The sequence below is a fragment of the Methylobacterium sp. D54C genome (assembly GCF_053345595.1).
Window position 1 is genome coordinate 105747 of the sequence record NZ_JBKFAK010000012.1, and the last position, 16431, is coordinate 122177.

The following is a 16431-nucleotide window of genomic DNA, read 5'->3' on the forward strand; positions in this document are numbered from 1 at the left end:
AGTCCAATTGCCCCGCGGCCCGCCTCGGCACTAAGAGGGCCGCTCCGCCCGAGGAGACATCACCGGAGGAACCCCGTGGACCCGCTCAAGGCCGCCGCCGCGACGCTTCTCTGCCTCGCCCTGTTCTGGCTGGCCTTCCGGCTGACCCGGCGCCTAGTCGATCTCGCCATCGCGGGGGGCTACGCCGAGGAGCGCCGTCGGCTCGCCGAGGAGGAGGCCGCTCAGGCCGAGGCGGGCGCCGTCCCGCAGGCCTCGGCCATCCGGGCCACTCCCGCGAGCTTGGCCTCGAACAGGGACCAGTCATCCGCCGCGGCGATCGGCGCCCACAACGCCTCCACCTCGTCGATCAGGAGCGTGCAGGGCGCCTCCGCGAAGTAGGGATGGTCGAGCCGCGCGCCCGGGGCGGGCGCGAGCGGCTCCAGCGCGGCCCGCACCGGCGCGAAGGCCTCGTGCGCGTAGTGGCCGGCGGACGGCCCGGCCTGCGCGCGGGTCGCGCTCGCGAGGCCGCCGTACCAGTCGAAGAAGAACCGCTCGAAGGGCGCCCGCGTCTCCGCGAGGAACCGCCAGACCGCCGAGACCAGCCGGTCGGTCTCCGGCCGCGGCGCCGGGGCGAGGCCGAGCCGGCGGAACAGGGCCTCGGCGAACGCCTCCTGCAGGGCCGGCCCGAATCCGGAGAGCGCCGCTTCCAGGCGCGCCTGGGGGGCCAGCACCAGCAGGCAGTCGGCGAGCCGGGCGAGGTTCCAGAACAGGGCCTCCGGCTGGCGGCCGAAGCTGTAGAGCCCGGTCTCATCGAAGTAGGCGGCCGTGAAGTCCGGATCGTAATGCGGCAGGAAGCGCCAGGGCCCGTAATCGAAGCTCTCGCCGGTGACGTTGATGTTGTCGCTGTTGAGGACCCCGTGGACGAAGCCGGCCGCCGCCCACTGCGCGCCCATCCGGGCGACCCGGGCGACCACGTCCTCCAGGAAGGCGACGGCGCGATCCTCCACGCCGTCGCGCCAGAGGTCCGGCCGGTGGGTCGCGATCGTGTGGTCGAGGAGCCGGGCGATGTTGTCCGGCTCGCCGAGCGCCAGGAAGCGCTGGAAGCTGCCGATGCGGATATGGCCGTGGGACAGGCGCACCAGCACCGAGGCGCGTGCCGGCGAGGGCTCGTCGCCGCGCACGAGGTCCTCGCCGGTCTCGATCAGGCTGAAGCTCTTCGAGGTGTAGACGCCCTGCGCCTCCAGGAGGGCGGTGGCCAGCACCTCGCGCACGCCGCCCTTGAGGGTGAGCCGCCCGTCGGCGCCGCGCGACCAGGGCGTCGTGCCGCTCCCCTTGGTGCCGAGGTCGAGGAGGCGCCCGTCCAGGCGGTCGTGCAGCTGCGCGAAGAGGAAGCCGCGCCCGTCGCCGAGGTCCGGATTGTAGGCGCGGAACTGATGGCCGTGGTAGCGCAGGGCCAGCGGCGTCTCGAAGCTGCCCGGCAGGGGCTCGAACCGGCCGAAATGGGCGATCCACGCCGCCTCGGACAGGCCGCCCAGTCCGACCCGCTTCGCCCAAGTCTGGTTGCGGTAGCGCAGGATCGTCCGCGGGAACTGGGCCGGCGTCACCGGATCGAAGAAGGCGGGGCCGAGATCGGCGTGGCGCCGGGAGGGCGTGAAGGCGGTGTCGTCCATGCGGCGGCGCATCTCGCGGGGTGAGGATGAGTCCCGTTTACCAAGCGAGCGGGACGCGATCCGTTGCCGATCCCGTCCTCGCGGGCGCGGCGAAGCAACCCAGTGCAGCGGGACATCGGCCGAGCGTGGCGCCGCCTGGATCGCTTCGCTCCGCTCGCGAAGACGGCGGCCGACCCGAGAGGCGTCACGATCCTAGAGATCTGGTCGGGCCGTCCCGGACACCTGCCGCAGGGCCTCGCCGGCGATCATCGCGGCCGCGACCGCGACATTGAGCGAGCGCAGGCCCGCCCGGATCGGCACCACGATCCGGGCGTCGGCGGCCGCGTGCACCGCCTCGGGCACGCCGGCGGATTCGCGCCCGACCATCAGGCAATCGTCCGGGCGGAAGGCGAAGTCCGTGTAGGGCACGGCGCCCGCCGTGGTGGCGAGGACGAGCCGGATCCCGGCCTCGGCCCGCCACGCCGCGAAGGCCGCGAAGGAGCGGTGCCGGGTGATCGCCACGTGGTCGAGGTAGTCCAGGCCCGAGCGGCGCAGGTGGCGGTCCGAGACGTCGAAGCCCGCGGGCTCCACGATCTCCACCGCCAGCCCGAGGCAGGCGGCCATACGCAGCATCGTGCCGGTGTTCTGCGGGATATCGGGCTGGTAGAGGGCGAGGCGGAGCATGGCGCCGGCCTTGTGCGGGGCGGAAGGCCCCGCCGTCAAAGGCCCCCGGCGCCGACGCTCAGCCGGCAAACCGCCGGGCCGGCCCCCGCCGGGGCCGAGACCGCGCGGAACTTAAGCCCCGCCAGAACCTTGAGGCGGCGCGACCCCCCTGTGCGGCCCCCGTCTGAAAGACCTGCTCCGATGCGCACCCCGCTCCTCGCCTCGGCCCTCCTGCTGGCCGGCCTCGCCAACGCCTCGGCGCAGACCGACGGCGCCAGATCGGACGGCGCCAAGCCGGACGGCGGCGCCGCCGCGACCCCGGTCCCCGGCCAGCCCGCCACCATGGCCGACAGCCTGCGCCCGACCTTTGTGGCCCAGGCCCCCGACGACATGGTCGCCAGCAAGCTGATCGGCTCCAGCGTCGTCAACGGCGCCAACGAGACGATCGGGCAGATCGCCGACTTCGTCCTCGACCAGAAGGGGGCCGTGAAGGCCTGGATCATCGGGGTCGGCGGCTTCCTGGGGATCGGCTCGAAATACGTCGCGGTCGACCCGTCCGTGCTCAAGCTCGACCGCACCGACGGCAAGACCCTCCAGGCGCGGATCGACACGACCAAGGACCAGCTCCGGGCGGCGCCGGAATACGTCTATCTCGGCAAGGAGCCGCCGAAGGGCGCCGCCCCGGCGAGCCCCGCGGGTGATCCGGCCTCGAAGCCGTAGCGGTCGCGCCGGAGCGGCGCCGGCGCGGCGCCGATCGGCCGGCCGGCGGCACCGCGCCGGCTTGCCTCCGCGAGCCGTTGTGTGCTGTGCCGGCCTCCCCGGAGGTCGGAACCCGTCCCATGCGCCGCGCCCTCGTCCCGCTCCTCGCCTTCTGCCTCGGCCTCATCGGCCTGACCGGGGCGGCGGTGTTCGCGTTCCTGCCCGACAAGGCACCGGTGGGCGTGCCGAGCGTCGGCGGCCCGTTCACGCTGGTGAACCAGGACGGGCGCACCGTCACCGAGCGCGACTTCGCCGGCGCGACGCACCTCGTGTTCTTCGGCTTCACCCACTGCCCGGACGTCTGCCCGACCACCCTGCAGCAGATCTCCGACGTGCTCGCCGCCCTGGGGCCGAAGGGCAAGACGATGCGGGTCGCCTTCGTCACGGTGGATCCCGAGCGCGACGATCCGGCGAGCCTCAGGACCTACCTGTCGAGCTTCGACCCGCGCATCACCGGCCTCACCGGCACGCCCGAGCAGGTCACCGCCACCGAGAAGGCGTACCGGGCCTATGCCCGCAAGGTGCCCGCCAAGGACGGCGACTACACGATGGAGCACACCGCCCTGGTGTACATCATGGACGCGCAGAACCGCTTCCTCGGCGCCCTCGACCTGACCCGGCCGGCCGACGAGGTCGCGGCGCAGCTCGCCAAGAAGATCTGACCGCCGGCCGGTCCGGCCGCACGCGCGTCAGAGCGTCATCCCGGCGTGGAAGCGGTCGGGCGAGAGCGGCAGCAGGAACTGCACGCCGAAGCCGCCCTCGAAGTAGCGCACCAGCCGGCTCGGCGTGCTGCCCACCGTGACGGCGGCGCCGAGGGGCAGCGGCACCGGGCAGGAGATCGCCACGCCCGACATCGAGATGTCGATGAGGCGCGCCCGGATCTCCCGGCCGCCCTCGACGCGCAGGACCACCGCCGTGTTGGTCGGCACGAGGCGCTCGTGCGAGCGTCCCTCCGGCAGCCCCAGCATCTCCCGGTTCGCCAGCCAGGTGAGCTGGGAGGCGAGCTTGTCCCGCTTGCGCGACGTGGCGTTGAGCTGGACCGCGAACCCGTCCGGGCAGGTGCGCGCGACGACGCCCTCGATGCGGCCGATATGCTCCAGGTAGAGCACCACGCGCTCGCCGACCGCGCCCTTGACCGCGCAGGTCAGCCGCACGCCGCCCGGCGACATGTCCACGGTCTGGCAGGGATATTCCCGGCGGTCGGCCAGCATGTAGCGGCCGAGCACGGCGACCCGCACGCGCTGGTGGCGGCGCTGGTCGGCGGCACCGCGCGCCGGCTCGGCGGCGAGGCCGCGCAGATCAGTTCCAGCGGTGGCCTCGACCGCGATCATTCCGAGATTGGTCCTGCGCCGGAGAATGGCCGGTGCAGACTAGGCACGGACAGTTACGAAACCCTTTTTTCCTGCTTCGGGATCGATCGGCCTTGTAGAAACATCCATTGTCGAGCCCTGCCGCGTCGTGCGCGATCGACTTGTGCGCCGAAGCTTTCCTCGGGTGCACGCGCCGATTCGATCGAACTGGCCGTCCCGGACCGGGCGTAACCTTGGACGAATACGGTTCTCAGGCGCGCCCGCCGGCGTGGACGAGGAGGTGGCCGTGGCGCACCGGCCCGGGGTAGCCCGCGCTCGTGCGCACGGCGGTGCGGGCGGGCGGGACCGGCTCGGTCCGGCGGCTGGGCAGGATGCGCAGGGAGGTGGTCTCCGCCTCCACCAGCGGGCGCAGGCCGAGCCAGTGCGGCGCGCCGTCGAGGCTGAGGGTGCCGAGGGCGCGGACCTGCGTCCGGCCGCGGTGGCGCAGGGGCAGGAGCAGGAGTTCGAGATCCGCCGCCTCGCCGGCCGCGTTGGTGCCGCGCAGGCCCGCGACGACGCCCAGCGTGTCGCTGGCCACGATCTCGACGATCCGCCAGGGATCCGTCGCCCGGGAGCCCCACAGCTTGGCGAAGGGCTCGCCCTTCAGCTCGCGGCCGTACAGGGCGCAGACCCGGGTCCCCGCGAGCCGGATGCTCGCGGAGCGGCTCGGCATGTCGAGTTCCAGGATCAGGCTGTCGGCGAGGAGGTGCCGGATCTCGCCCGGCTCGATCTCGGCGCGTTCCGGCGCGGCCCGTTCTCCGCGCAGGCGCTCCCAGTAGGCGTGGAGCATGCGGCTGGTGGGATGCTTCATCGGTGTCCCGATTCTCAACGCCTGTGGTTCATCCCCGGATCATTCTGGCACATCCGCGGGGGTGTGACCGGCCGATCCGGGCGTTCACCGCGTCCGGGCGCACGGGCCGTGCCGGCTCCCGCACCCGCGCGCCGCCGGTCCCGCCGGCGCCGCGCGGGGCGGGGGGTAGCGCGTCGTGGCCGGCGACACAATCGTCGCACCCCGCCGGGCGCGTCGCGGCCGTCCGGGACGGATCCGGAGTGAAGACGGTGCGGTGCGCGATACGGACCGCGATCCGACCGGTATTTGCGAGCTTCAATACGTCGCCGGGGCTTGCCCGATCGCGCCGCGCCCCGACATGGTGCGGCGATGGACGCCTCCCCCGATTTCCCGCGGCAGAGCCGCGTGCCCGTGTTCAACATGCCGGGCATCGTCACCGCGTCGATCGGGCTGCTCCTGGCGATCCAGGCGGTGCGCGAGTTCCTGCTGCCGGACACCTGGGACATCCGCCTCGTCCTCGACCTCGCGCTGGTCCCGGCGCGCTGGACCCTCTGGTTCGATCCCGGCCGGGCCTCCGAGGTGATCCGCGCCGCCGCAGATCCGGGCGATCCCGGCCTGGAGGCGGCCCGCGAGGCCTTCGCCCGCTACATCGTGGGCGAGCACGCCCTCCAGCCCTGGACGCTCGTCACCTACGGGCTGCTGCACGGCTCGTGGATGCACGTGATCTTCAACAGCGTCTGGCTCGCGGCCTTCGGCGCCCCGGTGGCGCGCCGCTGCGGCGCCCTGCGCTGGTGCGTGCTCGCGCTGGCCGGCACGGCGGCCGGCGGACTTCTCCACATCCTGATCGATCCGCTGAGCGCGGGGCCGCTGGTCGGCGCCTCGGCGGGGATCTCGGCCCTGATGGCCGCCGCCGCCCGGTTCGTGTTCCAGCCGCCTGTCTCGGGCTACGGCGCGCCGGCCTGGCAGGTGCCGCCGCCCCGTCCCGCCGAGACGATCCCGGAGCTGCTGCGCAACCGCACCGCGGTGTCGTTCCTGGTGATCTGGCTGCTGACCAACCTGCTCTTCGGCCTCGTCAGCGTGCCGCTCGTCGGCGAGAACGCCGCCATCGCCTGGGACGCCCATCTCGGCGGCTTCATCGCGGGCTTCTTCCTGTTCCCCCTGGTGGATCCCCGGGAGCCGCGCCGGCACTGAGTCCCTGCCATCGACGCCCGGCACCTTGCCATCCGGCCGGATCGATCACACACTCGCCACAATGTGAACGAGCCGGGCCAACCCGGCCGAGAACGCCATCAGGGCGCCGCGGGCTGACGGCGCACCGGCCGCGTCACACAGGGAGAGAGCCATGACCGTCGCACGCATCCTCGCCGAGAAGGGCAGCTCCGTCGTCACCGTGGGCCCCGACAAGACCCTCGATGAGGTGATCCAGATCCTCGCCGACAAGCGGATCGGCGCCCTCGTGGTCGCCCAGGCCGACGGGACGGTGGCGGGCATCATCTCCGAGCGGGACATCATGCGGGCGCTCGCCCGGCACGGGGGCTCGGCCTTCGACGCGCCGGTCTCGGCCCACATGACCACCGCGGTCACCACCTGCGGCCGGACCACCACGATCGAGGAGGTCATGACCCTCATGACCGACGGGCGCTTCCGCCACGTGCCGGTCTGCGAGGACGGGCGGCTGATCGGCCTGGTCTCGATCGGCGACGTGGTGGCGCGCAAGATCGCCACCGTCGAGGCCGAGCACCAGGCCCTGCGCGACTACATCACGATGGCGTAGGGGCGCCGGAACCGCGCGTTCCCGTCCCTCGCTTCGGGCTGCTTGCCGATCCACCCATCCGCCTTGGCAAGATGGTTTCAGGATCGGGCGCCGGTCCCCTTTCCCGCACGGGAGAGGGGGCCCGTCGCGCTCCTTCATCAGAGTCGGTCTCCACGCGAGACCTGTGAACATCATCGCCTCTTCAGGGTCGGGGGAGCCCGGATCCTGTCGTTCCTTTCTGCGCCCGCCTCACGCCTTCACGGGATCGAGCGTGACGTGCCAGAGGTCGGTGTCGGCCGCGTCCTTGAGGGTCACCGTCATCTGCTCGGTGGCGCCGTCCACCGCCACGTGGCCGAAGAACTGGTAGCCGGCGGCCGGCGACAGGTTCACCTGGCCCTTGTCGGGCGCCTTCACGTAGCGCAGCTGCGGCCCGAAGGTGTTGTCCAGCGCGTTCGGCCCGAAGGTGCCGGCGTGCAGCGGCCCGGAGACGAACTCCCAGAACGGCTCGAAATCCTGGAACTGCGCCTTGTCGGGGTCGTAGTAGTGGGCGGCCGTGTAGTGCACGTCGGCCGTGAGCCAGACCGTGTTGCGGATCCCCGCGCTCTTGATGAAGCGCAGCAGGTCGGCGATCTCCAGCTCGCGCCCCAGCGGCGGTCCGTCGCCCTGCGCCACCGCCTCCGAGCCGAAGTTGCGGTCGGTGTCGTAGGTCACCACGAGGCCGAGCGGCATGTCGGCGGCGATCACCTTCCAGGTCGCGCGGGACTCGAGCAGCGCCCGCTTCAGCCACGCGATCTGCTGCGGCCCGAGGAAGTAGGACTCTGGCCCGTACGCCGTCTGCCGGTTCTCGCCGTTCGGGCCCCGGTAGGAGCGCATGTCGAGCATGAACACGTCGACCAGCGGGCCGTAGCCGATCTTGCGGTAGACCCGGCCGGGCTCCGATGGCTCGAAGCGCATCGGCATGTACTCGTGGAAGGCCTTGGCCGCCCGCAGCTGCAGCGCCAGCACGTTCGGGTCGGCGTACTTCTTCTTCAGGTGCTCGGCCCGGGTCAGCGGCTCCCCCGGCCACCAGTTGTTGGTGACCTCGTGGTCGTCCCACTGGGCCAGGATCGGCACGGCGGCGTTCATCGCCAGCACGTTCCGGTCGGTGAGGTTGTACTTGTGCCGGCCCCGGAACTCCGCGAGCGTCTCGGCCGGCTTGGCCACCTCCTCGGTCACCCGGTTGCGCCACAGGCTGCCGTCGGGGAGCTTGACCTCGGACTGGATCGGCCCGTCGGCGTAGATCGTGTCGCCGGAATGGATGAAGAAGTCCGGCCGGTTCTTCAGGATGGCGGAGTAGATCGTCATGCCGCCGCGGGCGTCGTCGATGCCCCAGCCCTGGCCCGCCGTGTCGCCCGACCAGCAGAACGACACCGAGCGCCGGTCCGCCGGCGCGGTCCGGAACCGCCCGACCTGGGCCGGCCCGACGATGGTCGGCGCGGCGACGTCCTCCAGGCGGACCCGGTAGAACACGTCCTGCCCGGCCGGCAGCCCGGTCAGCGTCACCTTCACGGTGCCGTCGGTCTCCGGCAGGGCGTCGGCGAAGACGCCGCCGCGGATGTCGGCGAAGCTCTCGGTGGTCGCCCACTCGATGATCGCCCGGGCCGGCCGGTCGGACCGGGCCCAGACCACCGCCGAGTCGGTGCCGACGTCGCCCGACTGGAGGCCGTGGGTCAGGAGCGGCCGGTCGGCGGCGCGGCTCAGGCCGGGCCGTCCGAGGCCCGTGGCCAGCCCGACGAGGCCGGCGCCTCCGGATAGCAGGATCTGACGGCGACTCGTATACATTGGAGGTCCTCCAGCATGCACGGGCGCCCATCGCAGGCGGCCACGACAGCCGGATGACGGCCCCCTCCGGACGGAGCGCGCCCGGATCCCTCAGGCGCGCGCGGCCGCGCCCTCCAGCACGGCCCGGATCCGGGGCAGGGCGGCGCGGGCGGCGCGGTGCCCGAGGGCGATGCCCTCCGCGGCCCGGTGGAAGTCGAACAGCCCGAAGGCCCCGAGATCCGGGCCGATGGCCACGTCCGGCGGGTCGCGCTCCAGCCGGGCCCGCGAGATCCGGTCCTGGGTGGTGTTGAACGCGTCGAGCACCACGCGCGCGATGCCCGGCACGGCGATCTCGGGCTCGGGTCGGTCGAAGCCCGGCAGGCGCCCGCGCACGACCTGCAGGAAGCCCCGGCGCGGCGGGGCCGGGTGCGGCGCCTCGCGCAAAACCGGTCCGCCGGTGTCGCCGTTGAGGTTCACGCAGATGACGAGGTCGGCCCCGAGCGCCCGGGCGAGCGCCACCGGCACCGGGTTGACCAGGGTCCCGTCCATCAGCACGCGGCCGTCATGGGCCACCGGCGGGAACAGGCCGGGGATCGCGTAGGAGGCGCGCACCGCGTCCACCGCCGGGCCCTCGGTCAGGCTGACCTCGTGGCCGGTCCCGTACTCGGTGGCGACGCAGCCGAAGCGGATCGGCAGCGTCTCGATGCGGCGCTCGCCGAGATCCGCGGCGAGGCGCTGGCGCAGGCGGTTGCCGGCGATCAGGCCTGAGCCCGGCAGGCGGGGGTCGATGAGCCCCACCACCCGACGCCGGGTCAGCGCCCGGGCGAAGGCCTCGAGCCGGTCGAGGCGCCCGGCCGCGTAGCAGGCGCCGACCACGGCGCCGATGGAGCAGCCGGCCACCACGGTCGGCGTGATGCCGCCTTCCTCCAGGGCGCGGATCACCCCGATATGCGCCCAGCCCCGGGCCGAGCCGCCCCCGAGGGCGAGCCCGACCTGCGGGCCGGGGCTCGGCGGCGGCCGGACCGGCTCGACGGTTCCGGGCGGGAAATGCGGGTCGGCGGGATCGTCTTGCCAGCGCGTGGCAAGAGGGCGGCTCATCGCCCGGCAGCTTTCAGGACGACCCGGCCGTCCGCCTCCCGGACGACGCTGCGGTAGAAGCAGTCGCGCCGGCCCGTGTGGCAGCAGCCGCCGTCGCCGCCGACCTCGACGCGGATCAGCAGGGCGTCCTGGTCGCAGTCGACCCGCATCTCGACGACGCGCTGGATCTGGCCGCTGGTCGCGCCCTTGTGCCAGAGCTCCTGGCGCGAGCGCGACCAGTACCACGCCTCGCCGGTCTCGAGGGTGCGCGCCAGCGACTCGGCGTTCATGTGGGCGAGCATCAGCACCTGCCCGTCCCGCGCGTCCACCGCGATGCAGGCGACGAGGCCGTCGCGGTCGAACCGGGGCGTGAGGGCCGTGCCCTCCTCGATCTCGGCCCGGGTGCCGGGGGGAGCGAAGGCGGTGTCGCGCGCGGTCATGGTCGAGGCGTCGCCCGGGGCTACTTGGCGCCGCCGCGCACCAGGGTCAGGAAGCGGACCTGCTCGTTGGCGTTGTCCTTGAAGACGCCGCGGAACTGGCTGGTGATGGTCGAGACGCCGGCCTTCTGGACGCCGCGCATCGCCATGCAGAGATGCTCGGCCTCGACCATCACGGCGACGCCGCGGGGCTTGAGGATGCTCTCGATCACGTCGGCGATCTGGGCGGTCATGGTCTCCTGCGTCTGCAGGCGGCGGGCGAAGGTGTCGACCACGCGGGCGAGCTTCGACAGGCCGACCACGCCCCGGGTCGGGTAATAGGCGATGTGGGCAAGGCCCATGAACGGCACCATGTGGTGCTCGCAGTGGGAGTGGAACGGGATGTCGCGCACCAGCACGATGTCCGAGTAGCCCTCGACCTCCTCGAACACGCGCTCCAGCAGCTTCTCGGCGTCGACCGCGTAGCCGCCGAACAGCTGCTCGTAGGCCTTGGTGACCCGGGCCGGGGTGTCGAGCAGGCCCTCGCGGGTCGGGTCGTCGCCGGCCCAGCGCAGGAGGGTGCGCACGGCGGCCTCGGCCTCGGCGCGGCTCGGGCGGCCGGTCTCGATCCCGTCCGGGACGCGGGTCGCGGAGGCCGGCTCGGGCGCCACCTCGACGGGACGGCCGTCACCGGTGGGCCGATTGTCATTGCGCATGCCGTTCAGACCTTGCCCCTCGATCCCGTTCCGGTCGAAACCCTGACCGTCACCCTGGTACGACAGGGATTTGAGCGCGGCATCCATGGCATCTCCGGCCCGCGCGATGCGGGATTTCATCGGGGTGCTGTCGGGCTTGGCGTACATCGTCGGATCGCGTCGGGCGTTCGAGGGAAGATCCCGGGCTCGAAAAGGTTTCAAGCCGGCGCCCCGGGATGGACGAAAGGCCGTGGGAACCACCGTGGCCGTGGGCGCGACCCCGGTCGACGGCCCGCCTCCTCGCGAAGCGGCCGTATCGCGCCTATATCATCGTTCGCGGGGCAACGCGCAATGCGCGTCGCACGCGGCAGAGTCCCGATGGACATTGCGCCTCCGGCCGAGGACCCGATGCTCGACGACATCTACAACCGCCGTATCCTGGAACTCGCCGCCGACATCCCCCGGCTCGGCCGGCTCGAGAACCCGGACGCGACCGCCACGGCCCATTCCCGCCTGTGCGGCTCGACCGTGACGGTCGACCTCGTCCTGGGCGAGGACGGCCGGGTCGCGGATTTCGCCCAGGAGGTCCGGGCCTGCGCCCTCGGGCAGGCCTCCTCGTCGCTGATGGGCCGGCACGTGGTCGGCGCCAGCGCGGACGAGCTGCGCGGCGTCCGCGCGGCGATGCGGTCCATGCTCAAGGAGAACGGTCCGGCGCCCGGCGGCGCGTGGTCGGACCTCGCGGTGCTCGAGCCGGTGCGGGACTTCAAGGCGCGCCACGCCTCGACGCTCCTGACCTTCGACGCGGTGGTGGACGCCCTCGACCAGATCGCCGCCAAGCGGCAGGCCGCCTGACGGGATGGTCCGGCGCGCCGCCCACTGGGCGATCCGCGGCTACCAGCTGACGCTGTCGGGCCTGATCGGCCGCCAGTGCCGCCACTGGCCGAGCTGCTCCGAGTACACCGACACGGCCATCGCCCGGCACGGCCTCTGGCCCGGCGGCTGGATGGGCGTCGCCCGGATCTGCCGCTGCGGGCCGTTCGGCACCCACGGCATCGACCTCGTCCCGGAGCGCGTGCCCGCGCGGGCGGCGTGGTACCGCCCCTGGGCCTACGGCCGCTGGCGCGGCGTCGAGGCGCCGCCGTCGCCCTTCGCCTGCGAGGCCGTGGGGCAGGAGGCCGACGCGCGGTAGATTTCGTTCCTGCTTTGTTTCACGTGAAACACGTGTGGCGGTCGGGCTGGCGGATCGGAGACCGCGTTTCGGAGATCCCGTGCGCCCGCCCCGCGCTCAACCGGCCTGCCGGTTCGCCGCCAGCTTCTCGGCGAACTCGATCGCCTCGATCAGGCTGCGCTCGTTGGCGACGCCGGTGCCGGCGATGTCGAAGGCGGTGCCGTGATCGACCGAGGTGCGGATGATCGGCAGCCCCAGGGTGATGTTCACCCCCGACAGGTCCATCCACTTGCCCGTGGCCGGGTCGATCTCGAAGCCCAGGAGCTTGACCGGGATGTGTCCCTGGTCGTGATACATCGCCACCACCGCGTCGTACTGGCCCGCCCGCAGCTTCACGAACACCGTGTCGCCCGGCACCGGGCCGTGCACGTCGAGCCCGTCGGCGTTGGCCGTCTCGATCACCGGCGCGCTGACGTCGATGTCCTGGCGCCCGAACAGGCCGCCCTCGCCGGCATGGGGGTTGAGCGCGGCGACCGCGATCTTCGGCCGGGCGAGACCCAGCCCCTTCAGCGCCCTGTCGGTGAGGTCGATGACGAGGCGCAGGCGCTCCGGGGTCAGGCGCTTGGGCACGTCCTCCAGGGCGACGTGGGTCGTGACGTGGGAGACCCGCATGTTGCCGTGGGCCAGCATCATCACCGAGCCGCGCACGCCGGTCAGCTCCGCCAGCATCTCGGTGTGGCCGGCAAAGTGGTAGCCGGCCCTGTTGAGCGCCTCCTTGTTGAGCGGCGCGGTGACGATGCCGCCGATCCGGCCGGCCAGGGCGAGGCGAACGCCGGCCTCGATCGCCTTGTAGGCGAAGCGGCCGCCGTCGGCCGAGAGCCGGCCGGGCTCGATCGGCGCGCCCTCCGCGTCGGCCTGGAGGCAGCACAGCGCCGGCCAGTCGCCGTCCTCGGCGACCTCGGGAACGGGATCGGGCAGGAGGCCGAGCGCCCGTTCCGCGCGGCGCAGGGAAGGGGCGCTGCCGATGACGACGAGCTTGAGGTCGCCCGCGTCGATCCGGTGCTTCAGCCGGGCGGCGGCCTTGACGATGATCTCCGGGCCGATGCCGGCCGGATCGCCCATGGTGATGGCGAGATGTGAGGTCACGCGTCGCTCCTGCTGCGCGGAAAGCCGTTGCCGTGAAGTAGATCGCGCCAGACGTCCTCTGTTCCGAAGGCGCCGGATTTGGACACGACCGCGAGCCCGTCCCAGCGTCCGCCCCGCAGGGTCGAGCGGGGCAGGCCCGGGGTGATCTGCCCGGTGACGTCGAGGCGCGCGACGGAGAGCGCGAGGCACAGCGCCTTCAGGGTCTCGCCGCCGGCCACCAGCAGCGTGCCGGGCCGCGGGACGCGGTCGACCACCCGCGCGAAGGTCCCGGCGATCCGCGCGGCGGCCTCCTCCCGGGCGGTGCCCTCGGGCAGCGCGAGGCTCGCCAGGACGACGCCGTCCCGGTCGAGGCGCGCGGCCACCGCGCCGGCATGGTCCGGATGGCGCGCCGACAGGACGAGGTGGTGGGGGCCGCAGGCCGCGAGCTGCGCCGCGGTCTCGGGCCGGTCCGAGCCGAACAGCCCGAGGACCGGGCCGGCGAGCCGGTCGTCGCCCGGCGCCGCCACGCCGCGCGCCAGGGCCGCCGCGAGGCCGCCGCTGCCGCACCAGAGCACCGGTCCGTCGCCGCCGAGATCCGCGACCCGGACAAGGTCGGCGTCGCTCGCCGCGTCGTAGACGGCGACGCCCGTCACCGGCCCGTCGGACACGTCGGCCCGGCGCGCCGGCAGCCCGACGGCGCGCAGGGCCTCGGCGATGTCGCCCGAGACCGGCTCGAAGCCCGCGCCGCGCCGGGCGAGCTGCCGCCCGCCCTCCGTGCGGCGTCCCTGATACGGGAAGGCCGGCGCCACCACGCAGCGCCCCCAGGTCCCTGTGCGAAGCACGGCCGCGAGTTCGGCCGCCCAGGGGCCGCGCAGCAGGCTGTCGACCTTCTTGAAGGCGATGTCGGCCCCGTCCAGCCGGGGCGCGAGGGCGCCGACGATCCGGTCGGCGTCCGCGGCCGAGCCTTCCCGGGTGCCGGAATCGATCGCGAGGCAGCCGGGTCCATCCCCCGCCAGGATCTCCGGCCACGCCACCGGGATCGACCCGCACAGGCCGGTGAAGCCCGCGGCCGTGTCGAGGGTGCCGGTGAGATCGTCGGCGATGAGGCGCAGGCGGGTCATGTCGGGCGGATCATGGCGGGAGCCGCGCCGGCCGCGCCCCCGGCCGAGCGCGGCTCGCGTGCTCGTTGTCAGGTTGTCGCGCGGCATACCGACCGGCCGGCGCGGCGGTCAAGCGGGCAGCCCCGCGCCTCGGATCGACCGCCGCCCGGGCGAGGCCGCCGGGTCCAGGGAGCCGGAGAGGGACGGGGACGTCGCTGACGACATCCGGGCCGCCGCAGATCGTGCCGGGCCGCGCCCAGGCAGGGATGGGCCCGCGCAGTTGTCACCATATGCGCCGGTCCGGCCGCGCGTTGCGCCGACTCGTCGAAAGGTTGTAGCAGCCCGCCCGGGGGGCAAGCGGGTGCCGGGGCTCGGAACGGGCCGGTACCGGAAGGGCGACCCATGCAGATTCCCATCAAGCGCTCCCTGGAGCGCGTGCCCGGCGGCCTGATGGTGGTGCCGCTGTTCCTCGGCGCGATCCTCCACACGCTCTTCCCGGACACCGCGACGTTCTTCGGCTCGTTCACCGGCGCGCTGTTCAACGGCGCCCTGCCGATCCTGGCGGTGTTCTTCGTCTGCATGGGCGCGGGCATCGACTTCCGCGCCGCCCCGGCGATCGCCCGCAAGGGCGGCGTCCTGCTGGCCGCCAAGGTCGGCGTCGCGGCGATCATGGGCGTGGTGTTCGGGCAGATCCTCGGCGAGGCGCCGGTGGTCGGGGGCGCCTTCGCGGGGCTGTCGACGCTGGCGATCGTCGCCGCCATGAACGACACCAACGGCGGGCTCTACCTCGCCCTGATGGGCCAGTTCGGCCGCCCGAAGGATGCGGGCGCCTACGCGATCATGAGCCTCGAATCCGGGCCGTTCCTCACCATGGTGACGCTCGGGCTGGCGGGCCTGTCGGCCTTCCCGTGGCCGACCCTGGTGGGCAGCATCCTGCCGCTGCTGATCGGGATGATCCTCGGCAACCTCGACCGCGACATGCGCGCTTTCCTATCGGGGGCGGCGCCGGTGATGATCCCGTTCTTCGCCTTCGCCCTCGGCTTCGGGCTCGACCTCGCCAAGATCTGGCAGGCGGGTCTCCTCGGCATCGGCCTCGGCGTGGCGGTGGTGGCGATCACCGGGGCCGCCCTGTTCGTCGCCGACCGCCTCACCGGCGGCAACGGCGTGGCGGGCGTCGCCGCCGACTCGACGGCCGGCAACGCCGCCGCCGTGCCGGCGATCATCGCCGCCGCCAATCCGGCCTACAAGGATGCCGCCGGCCCCGCCACCGTGCTGGTGGCGGCGAGCGTGGTGGTCACGGCGCTGCTCGTGCCGCTGCTGACCGCGTTCGTGGCCGGGCGGGTCCGCCCGGACGCGGCCGAGGCCGATCCGGCGCCGGTCCCCAGCCCCGCTCCGACCGCACCCTGACGTCTCGCGCGGTCTAGCTGCGCGTCCCGCGCGACCGGCGGCAACCGAAGTCTCCGAGTCCGGTTGTCCCTCCAGGAAGCGCGGCACGGCCGCGTCTCACGGCGAACCGGAGCGGGCACCGCATGTCGACCGAATCCAGAGGCAAGACGCATATCGACATCTACGACCGCGCCACACGCGAGGAGTGGGCGCAGCGTTTCGGCGTCAGCGAGGAGAGGCTTCGCAAGGCGGTGACCATGGTCGGCAGCCGGATCACCAGCGTCGCCGCCTATCTCGACAAGCCGGCCGCCTGAGACCGGCGCCATGGAAGTGCCCCCCGATTTCCGTCCGCCTCCGGATCATCCGATGGCGGGGACACCGGCGCACGGATCCGCACTCGGGTCCGAGTCTGGGTCCGAGCCCGCGCCGGGACCCGCGTCCGGGACCGACGCGGCGGCACCGCAGCCTTCGGCGCGGTCGTCCGACACGATCACGTTCGAGCAGATCCGCGAGCGGGCCTACGAGCTCTGGGAGCGCAACCACAGGCCCGAGGGATTCGAGATCGAGTTCTGGCTGCTGGCCGAGCGGGAATTGCGCAAGGAGCGCGATCGCCGGAAGGCCGACGCGGCGCCGGCAGCGCCGCGCTCCGATCCGCCGCCGGCCTGACGGTCTCCGACCTTCATCCGAGACGGTCCCGGGTCACGGCGGACCCGGGGTCGGAT

Annotated in this window: 19 protein-coding genes; 9 read left to right on the plus strand and 10 right to left on the minus strand. The window is 73.2% G+C overall.

Features of this window, described 5'->3' with window-relative positions; all coding sequences use genetic code 11:
- Positions 1-221 precede the first annotated feature (221 nt).
- A complete protein-coding gene (locus ACLBYB_RS21205; protein WP_447699962.1) occupies positions 222-1649 on the minus strand; it encodes a protein adenylyltransferase SelO in 1428 nt (475 codons plus the stop codon).
- A 192-nt stretch (positions 1650-1841) separates the two neighbouring features.
- A complete protein-coding gene (locus ACLBYB_RS21210) occupies positions 1842-2312 on the minus strand; it encodes a tRNA (cytidine(34)-2'-O)-methyltransferase (RefSeq protein ID WP_020091172.1) in 471 nt (156 codons plus the stop codon).
- 180 nt (positions 2313-2492) lie between these two features.
- Between ACLBYB_RS21210 and ACLBYB_RS21215 the strand changes: the two genes are divergently transcribed.
- A complete protein-coding gene (locus ACLBYB_RS21215; protein WP_447699963.1) occupies positions 2493-3011 on the plus strand; it encodes a PRC-barrel domain-containing protein in 519 nt (172 codons plus the stop codon).
- 119 nt (positions 3012-3130) lie between these two features.
- Positions 3131-3712 carry an SCO family protein gene (locus ACLBYB_RS21220; protein ID WP_447699964.1) on the plus strand — a complete coding sequence of 194 codons (582 nt, stop codon included), beginning with the start codon at positions 3131-3133 and terminating at the stop codon, positions 3710-3712.
- A 27-nt stretch (positions 3713-3739) separates the two neighbouring features.
- On the opposite strand, the gene ACLBYB_RS21225 is transcribed toward ACLBYB_RS21220, so the two are convergent.
- Complete coding sequence (locus ACLBYB_RS21225; protein ID WP_447699965.1) at positions 3740-4381, minus strand: PilZ domain-containing protein; 642 nt, start codon at positions 4379-4381, stop codon at positions 3740-3742.
- Positions 4382-4610: 229 nt separating this feature from the next.
- Positions 4611-5210 (minus strand): PAS domain-containing protein, encoded by a 600-nt coding sequence (locus ACLBYB_RS21230; RefSeq protein WP_020091168.1) that lies wholly within the window; start codon positions 5208-5210, stop codon positions 4611-4613.
- A gap of 348 nt (positions 5211-5558) precedes the next feature.
- Between ACLBYB_RS21230 and ACLBYB_RS21235 the strand changes: the two genes are divergently transcribed.
- Together ACLBYB_RS21235 and ACLBYB_RS21240 are read left to right on the plus strand one after the other, a co-directional pair.
- Positions 5559-6380: a rhomboid family intramembrane serine protease gene (locus ACLBYB_RS21235; protein ID WP_056526486.1), complete on the plus strand. Its 822-nt coding sequence runs from the start codon at positions 5559-5561 to the stop codon at positions 6378-6380.
- A gap of 151 nt (positions 6381-6531) precedes the next feature.
- Complete coding sequence (locus tag ACLBYB_RS21240) at positions 6532-6963, plus strand: CBS domain-containing protein (RefSeq protein WP_020091165.1); 432 nt, start codon at positions 6532-6534, stop codon at positions 6961-6963.
- Positions 6964-7191: 228 nt separating this feature from the next.
- Here the strand turns inward: ACLBYB_RS21240 and ACLBYB_RS21245 are convergent, their stop codons facing one another.
- The 4 genes from ACLBYB_RS21245 to folE all read right to left on the minus strand — a co-directional run bounded on the left by ACLBYB_RS21245 (position 7192) and on the right by folE (position 11098).
- On the minus strand, positions 7192-8763 hold the full coding sequence (locus tag ACLBYB_RS21245; RefSeq protein WP_447699966.1) for an alkaline phosphatase D family protein: 1572 nt from the start codon (positions 8761-8763) through the stop codon (positions 7192-7194).
- A 90-nt stretch (positions 8764-8853) separates the two neighbouring features.
- Positions 8854-9840: a patatin-like phospholipase family protein gene (locus tag ACLBYB_RS21250; RefSeq protein WP_447699967.1), complete on the minus strand. Its 987-nt coding sequence runs from the start codon at positions 9838-9840 to the stop codon at positions 8854-8856.
- Positions 9837-10259 (minus strand): phosphoribosyl-AMP cyclohydrolase, encoded by a 423-nt coding sequence (hisI, locus tag ACLBYB_RS21255; protein ID WP_091675759.1) that lies wholly within the window; start codon positions 10257-10259, stop codon positions 9837-9839. The genes ACLBYB_RS21250 and hisI overlap by 4 nt, the downstream gene beginning before the upstream one ends.
- A 20-nt stretch (positions 10260-10279) precedes the next feature.
- A complete protein-coding gene (gene folE, locus ACLBYB_RS21260) occupies positions 10280-11098 on the minus strand; it encodes a GTP cyclohydrolase I FolE (protein ID WP_447699968.1) in 819 nt (272 codons plus the stop codon).
- Positions 11099-11338: 240 nt separating this feature from the next.
- Between folE and ACLBYB_RS21265 the strand changes: the two genes are divergently transcribed.
- Complete coding sequence (locus ACLBYB_RS21265; RefSeq protein WP_447699987.1) at positions 11339-11782, plus strand: iron-sulfur cluster assembly scaffold protein; 444 nt, start codon at positions 11339-11341, stop codon at positions 11780-11782.
- Positions 11783-11786: 4 nt separating this feature from the next.
- Entirely contained in the window at positions 11787-12119 is a 333-nt protein-coding gene (gene yidD, locus ACLBYB_RS21270; RefSeq protein ID WP_091675763.1) for a membrane protein insertion efficiency factor YidD, read from the plus strand.
- A gap of 96 nt (positions 12120-12215) precedes the next feature.
- Here the strand turns inward: yidD and pdxA are convergent, their stop codons facing one another.
- A complete protein-coding gene (gene pdxA / locus ACLBYB_RS21275; RefSeq protein WP_447699969.1) occupies positions 12216-13244 on the minus strand; it encodes a 4-hydroxythreonine-4-phosphate dehydrogenase PdxA in 1029 nt (342 codons plus the stop codon).
- A complete protein-coding gene (locus ACLBYB_RS21280; protein WP_447699970.1) occupies positions 13241-14344 on the minus strand; it encodes a four-carbon acid sugar kinase family protein in 1104 nt (367 codons plus the stop codon). The genes pdxA and ACLBYB_RS21280 overlap by 4 nt, the downstream gene beginning before the upstream one ends.
- A gap of 381 nt (positions 14345-14725) precedes the next feature.
- Here ACLBYB_RS21280 and ACLBYB_RS21285 point away from each other — a divergent pair, with 381 nt between their 5' ends.
- The 3 genes from ACLBYB_RS21285 (at position 14726) to ACLBYB_RS21295 (ending at position 16375) form a co-directional block, all read left to right on the plus strand.
- Positions 14726-15730 carry a 2-keto-3-deoxygluconate permease gene (locus ACLBYB_RS21285; RefSeq protein WP_447699971.1) on the plus strand — a complete coding sequence of 335 codons (1005 nt, stop codon included), beginning with the start codon at positions 14726-14728 and terminating at the stop codon, positions 15728-15730.
- A 122-nt stretch (positions 15731-15852) separates the two neighbouring features.
- Entirely contained in the window at positions 15853-16023 is a 171-nt protein-coding gene (locus ACLBYB_RS21290; RefSeq protein ID WP_020091155.1) for a DUF3606 domain-containing protein, read from the plus strand.
- Between the two features lie 52 nt (positions 16024-16075).
- On the plus strand, positions 16076-16375 hold the full coding sequence (locus ACLBYB_RS21295; protein ID WP_020091154.1) for a DUF2934 domain-containing protein: 300 nt from the start codon (positions 16076-16078) through the stop codon (positions 16373-16375).
- Positions 16376-16431: the final 56 nt, after the last annotated feature.

Excerpts from the sequence above, each read along its gene's own strand:
- ACLBYB_RS21280 (WP_447699970.1), bottom strand. The coding sequence starts at position 14,344 with ATGACCCGCCTGCGCCTCATCGCCGACGATCTCACCGGCACCCTCGAC.
- ACLBYB_RS21240 (WP_020091165.1), top strand. The coding sequence starts at position 6,532 with ATGACCGTCGCACGCATCCTCGCCGAGAAGGGCAGCTCCGTCGTCACC.
- ACLBYB_RS21235 (WP_056526486.1), top strand. The coding sequence starts at position 5,559 with ATGGACGCCTCCCCCGATTTCCCGCGGCAGAGCCGCGTGCCCGTGTTC.
- ACLBYB_RS21295 (WP_020091154.1), top strand. The coding sequence starts at position 16,076 with ATGGCGGGGACACCGGCGCACGGATCCGCACTCGGGTCCGAGTCTGGG.
- ACLBYB_RS21285 (WP_447699971.1), top strand. The coding sequence starts at position 14,726 with ATGCAGATTCCCATCAAGCGCTCCCTGGAGCGCGTGCCCGGCGGCCTG.
- hisI (WP_091675759.1), bottom strand. The coding sequence starts at position 10,259 with ATGACCGCGCGCGACACCGCCTTCGCTCCCCCCGGCACCCGGGCCGAG.
- ACLBYB_RS21210 (WP_020091172.1), bottom strand. The coding sequence starts at position 2,312 with ATGCTCCGCCTCGCCCTCTACCAGCCCGATATCCCGCAGAACACCGGC.
- ACLBYB_RS21205 (WP_447699962.1), bottom strand. The coding sequence starts at position 1,649 with ATGGACGACACCGCCTTCACGCCCTCCCGGCGCCACGCCGATCTCGGC.
- yidD (WP_091675763.1), top strand. The coding sequence starts at position 11,787 with ATGGTCCGGCGCGCCGCCCACTGGGCGATCCGCGGCTACCAGCTGACG.
- ACLBYB_RS21265 (WP_447699987.1), top strand. The coding sequence starts at position 11,339 with ATGCTCGACGACATCTACAACCGCCGTATCCTGGAACTCGCCGCCGAC.
- folE (WP_447699968.1), bottom strand. The coding sequence starts at position 11,098 with ATGTACGCCAAGCCCGACAGCACCCCGATGAAATCCCGCATCGCGCGG.
- ACLBYB_RS21225 (WP_447699965.1), bottom strand. The coding sequence starts at position 4,381 with ATGATCGCGGTCGAGGCCACCGCTGGAACTGATCTGCGCGGCCTCGCC.
- ACLBYB_RS21290 (WP_020091155.1), top strand. The coding sequence starts at position 15,853 with ATGTCGACCGAATCCAGAGGCAAGACGCATATCGACATCTACGACCGC.
- ACLBYB_RS21245 (WP_447699966.1), bottom strand. The coding sequence starts at position 8,763 with ATGTATACGAGTCGCCGTCAGATCCTGCTATCCGGAGGCGCCGGCCTC.
- ACLBYB_RS21230 (WP_020091168.1), bottom strand. The coding sequence starts at position 5,210 with ATGAAGCATCCCACCAGCCGCATGCTCCACGCCTACTGGGAGCGCCTG.
- ACLBYB_RS21220 (WP_447699964.1), top strand. The coding sequence starts at position 3,131 with ATGCGCCGCGCCCTCGTCCCGCTCCTCGCCTTCTGCCTCGGCCTCATC.
- ACLBYB_RS21250 (WP_447699967.1), bottom strand. The coding sequence starts at position 9,840 with ATGAGCCGCCCTCTTGCCACGCGCTGGCAAGACGATCCCGCCGACCCG.
- ACLBYB_RS21215 (WP_447699963.1), top strand. The coding sequence starts at position 2,493 with ATGCGCACCCCGCTCCTCGCCTCGGCCCTCCTGCTGGCCGGCCTCGCC.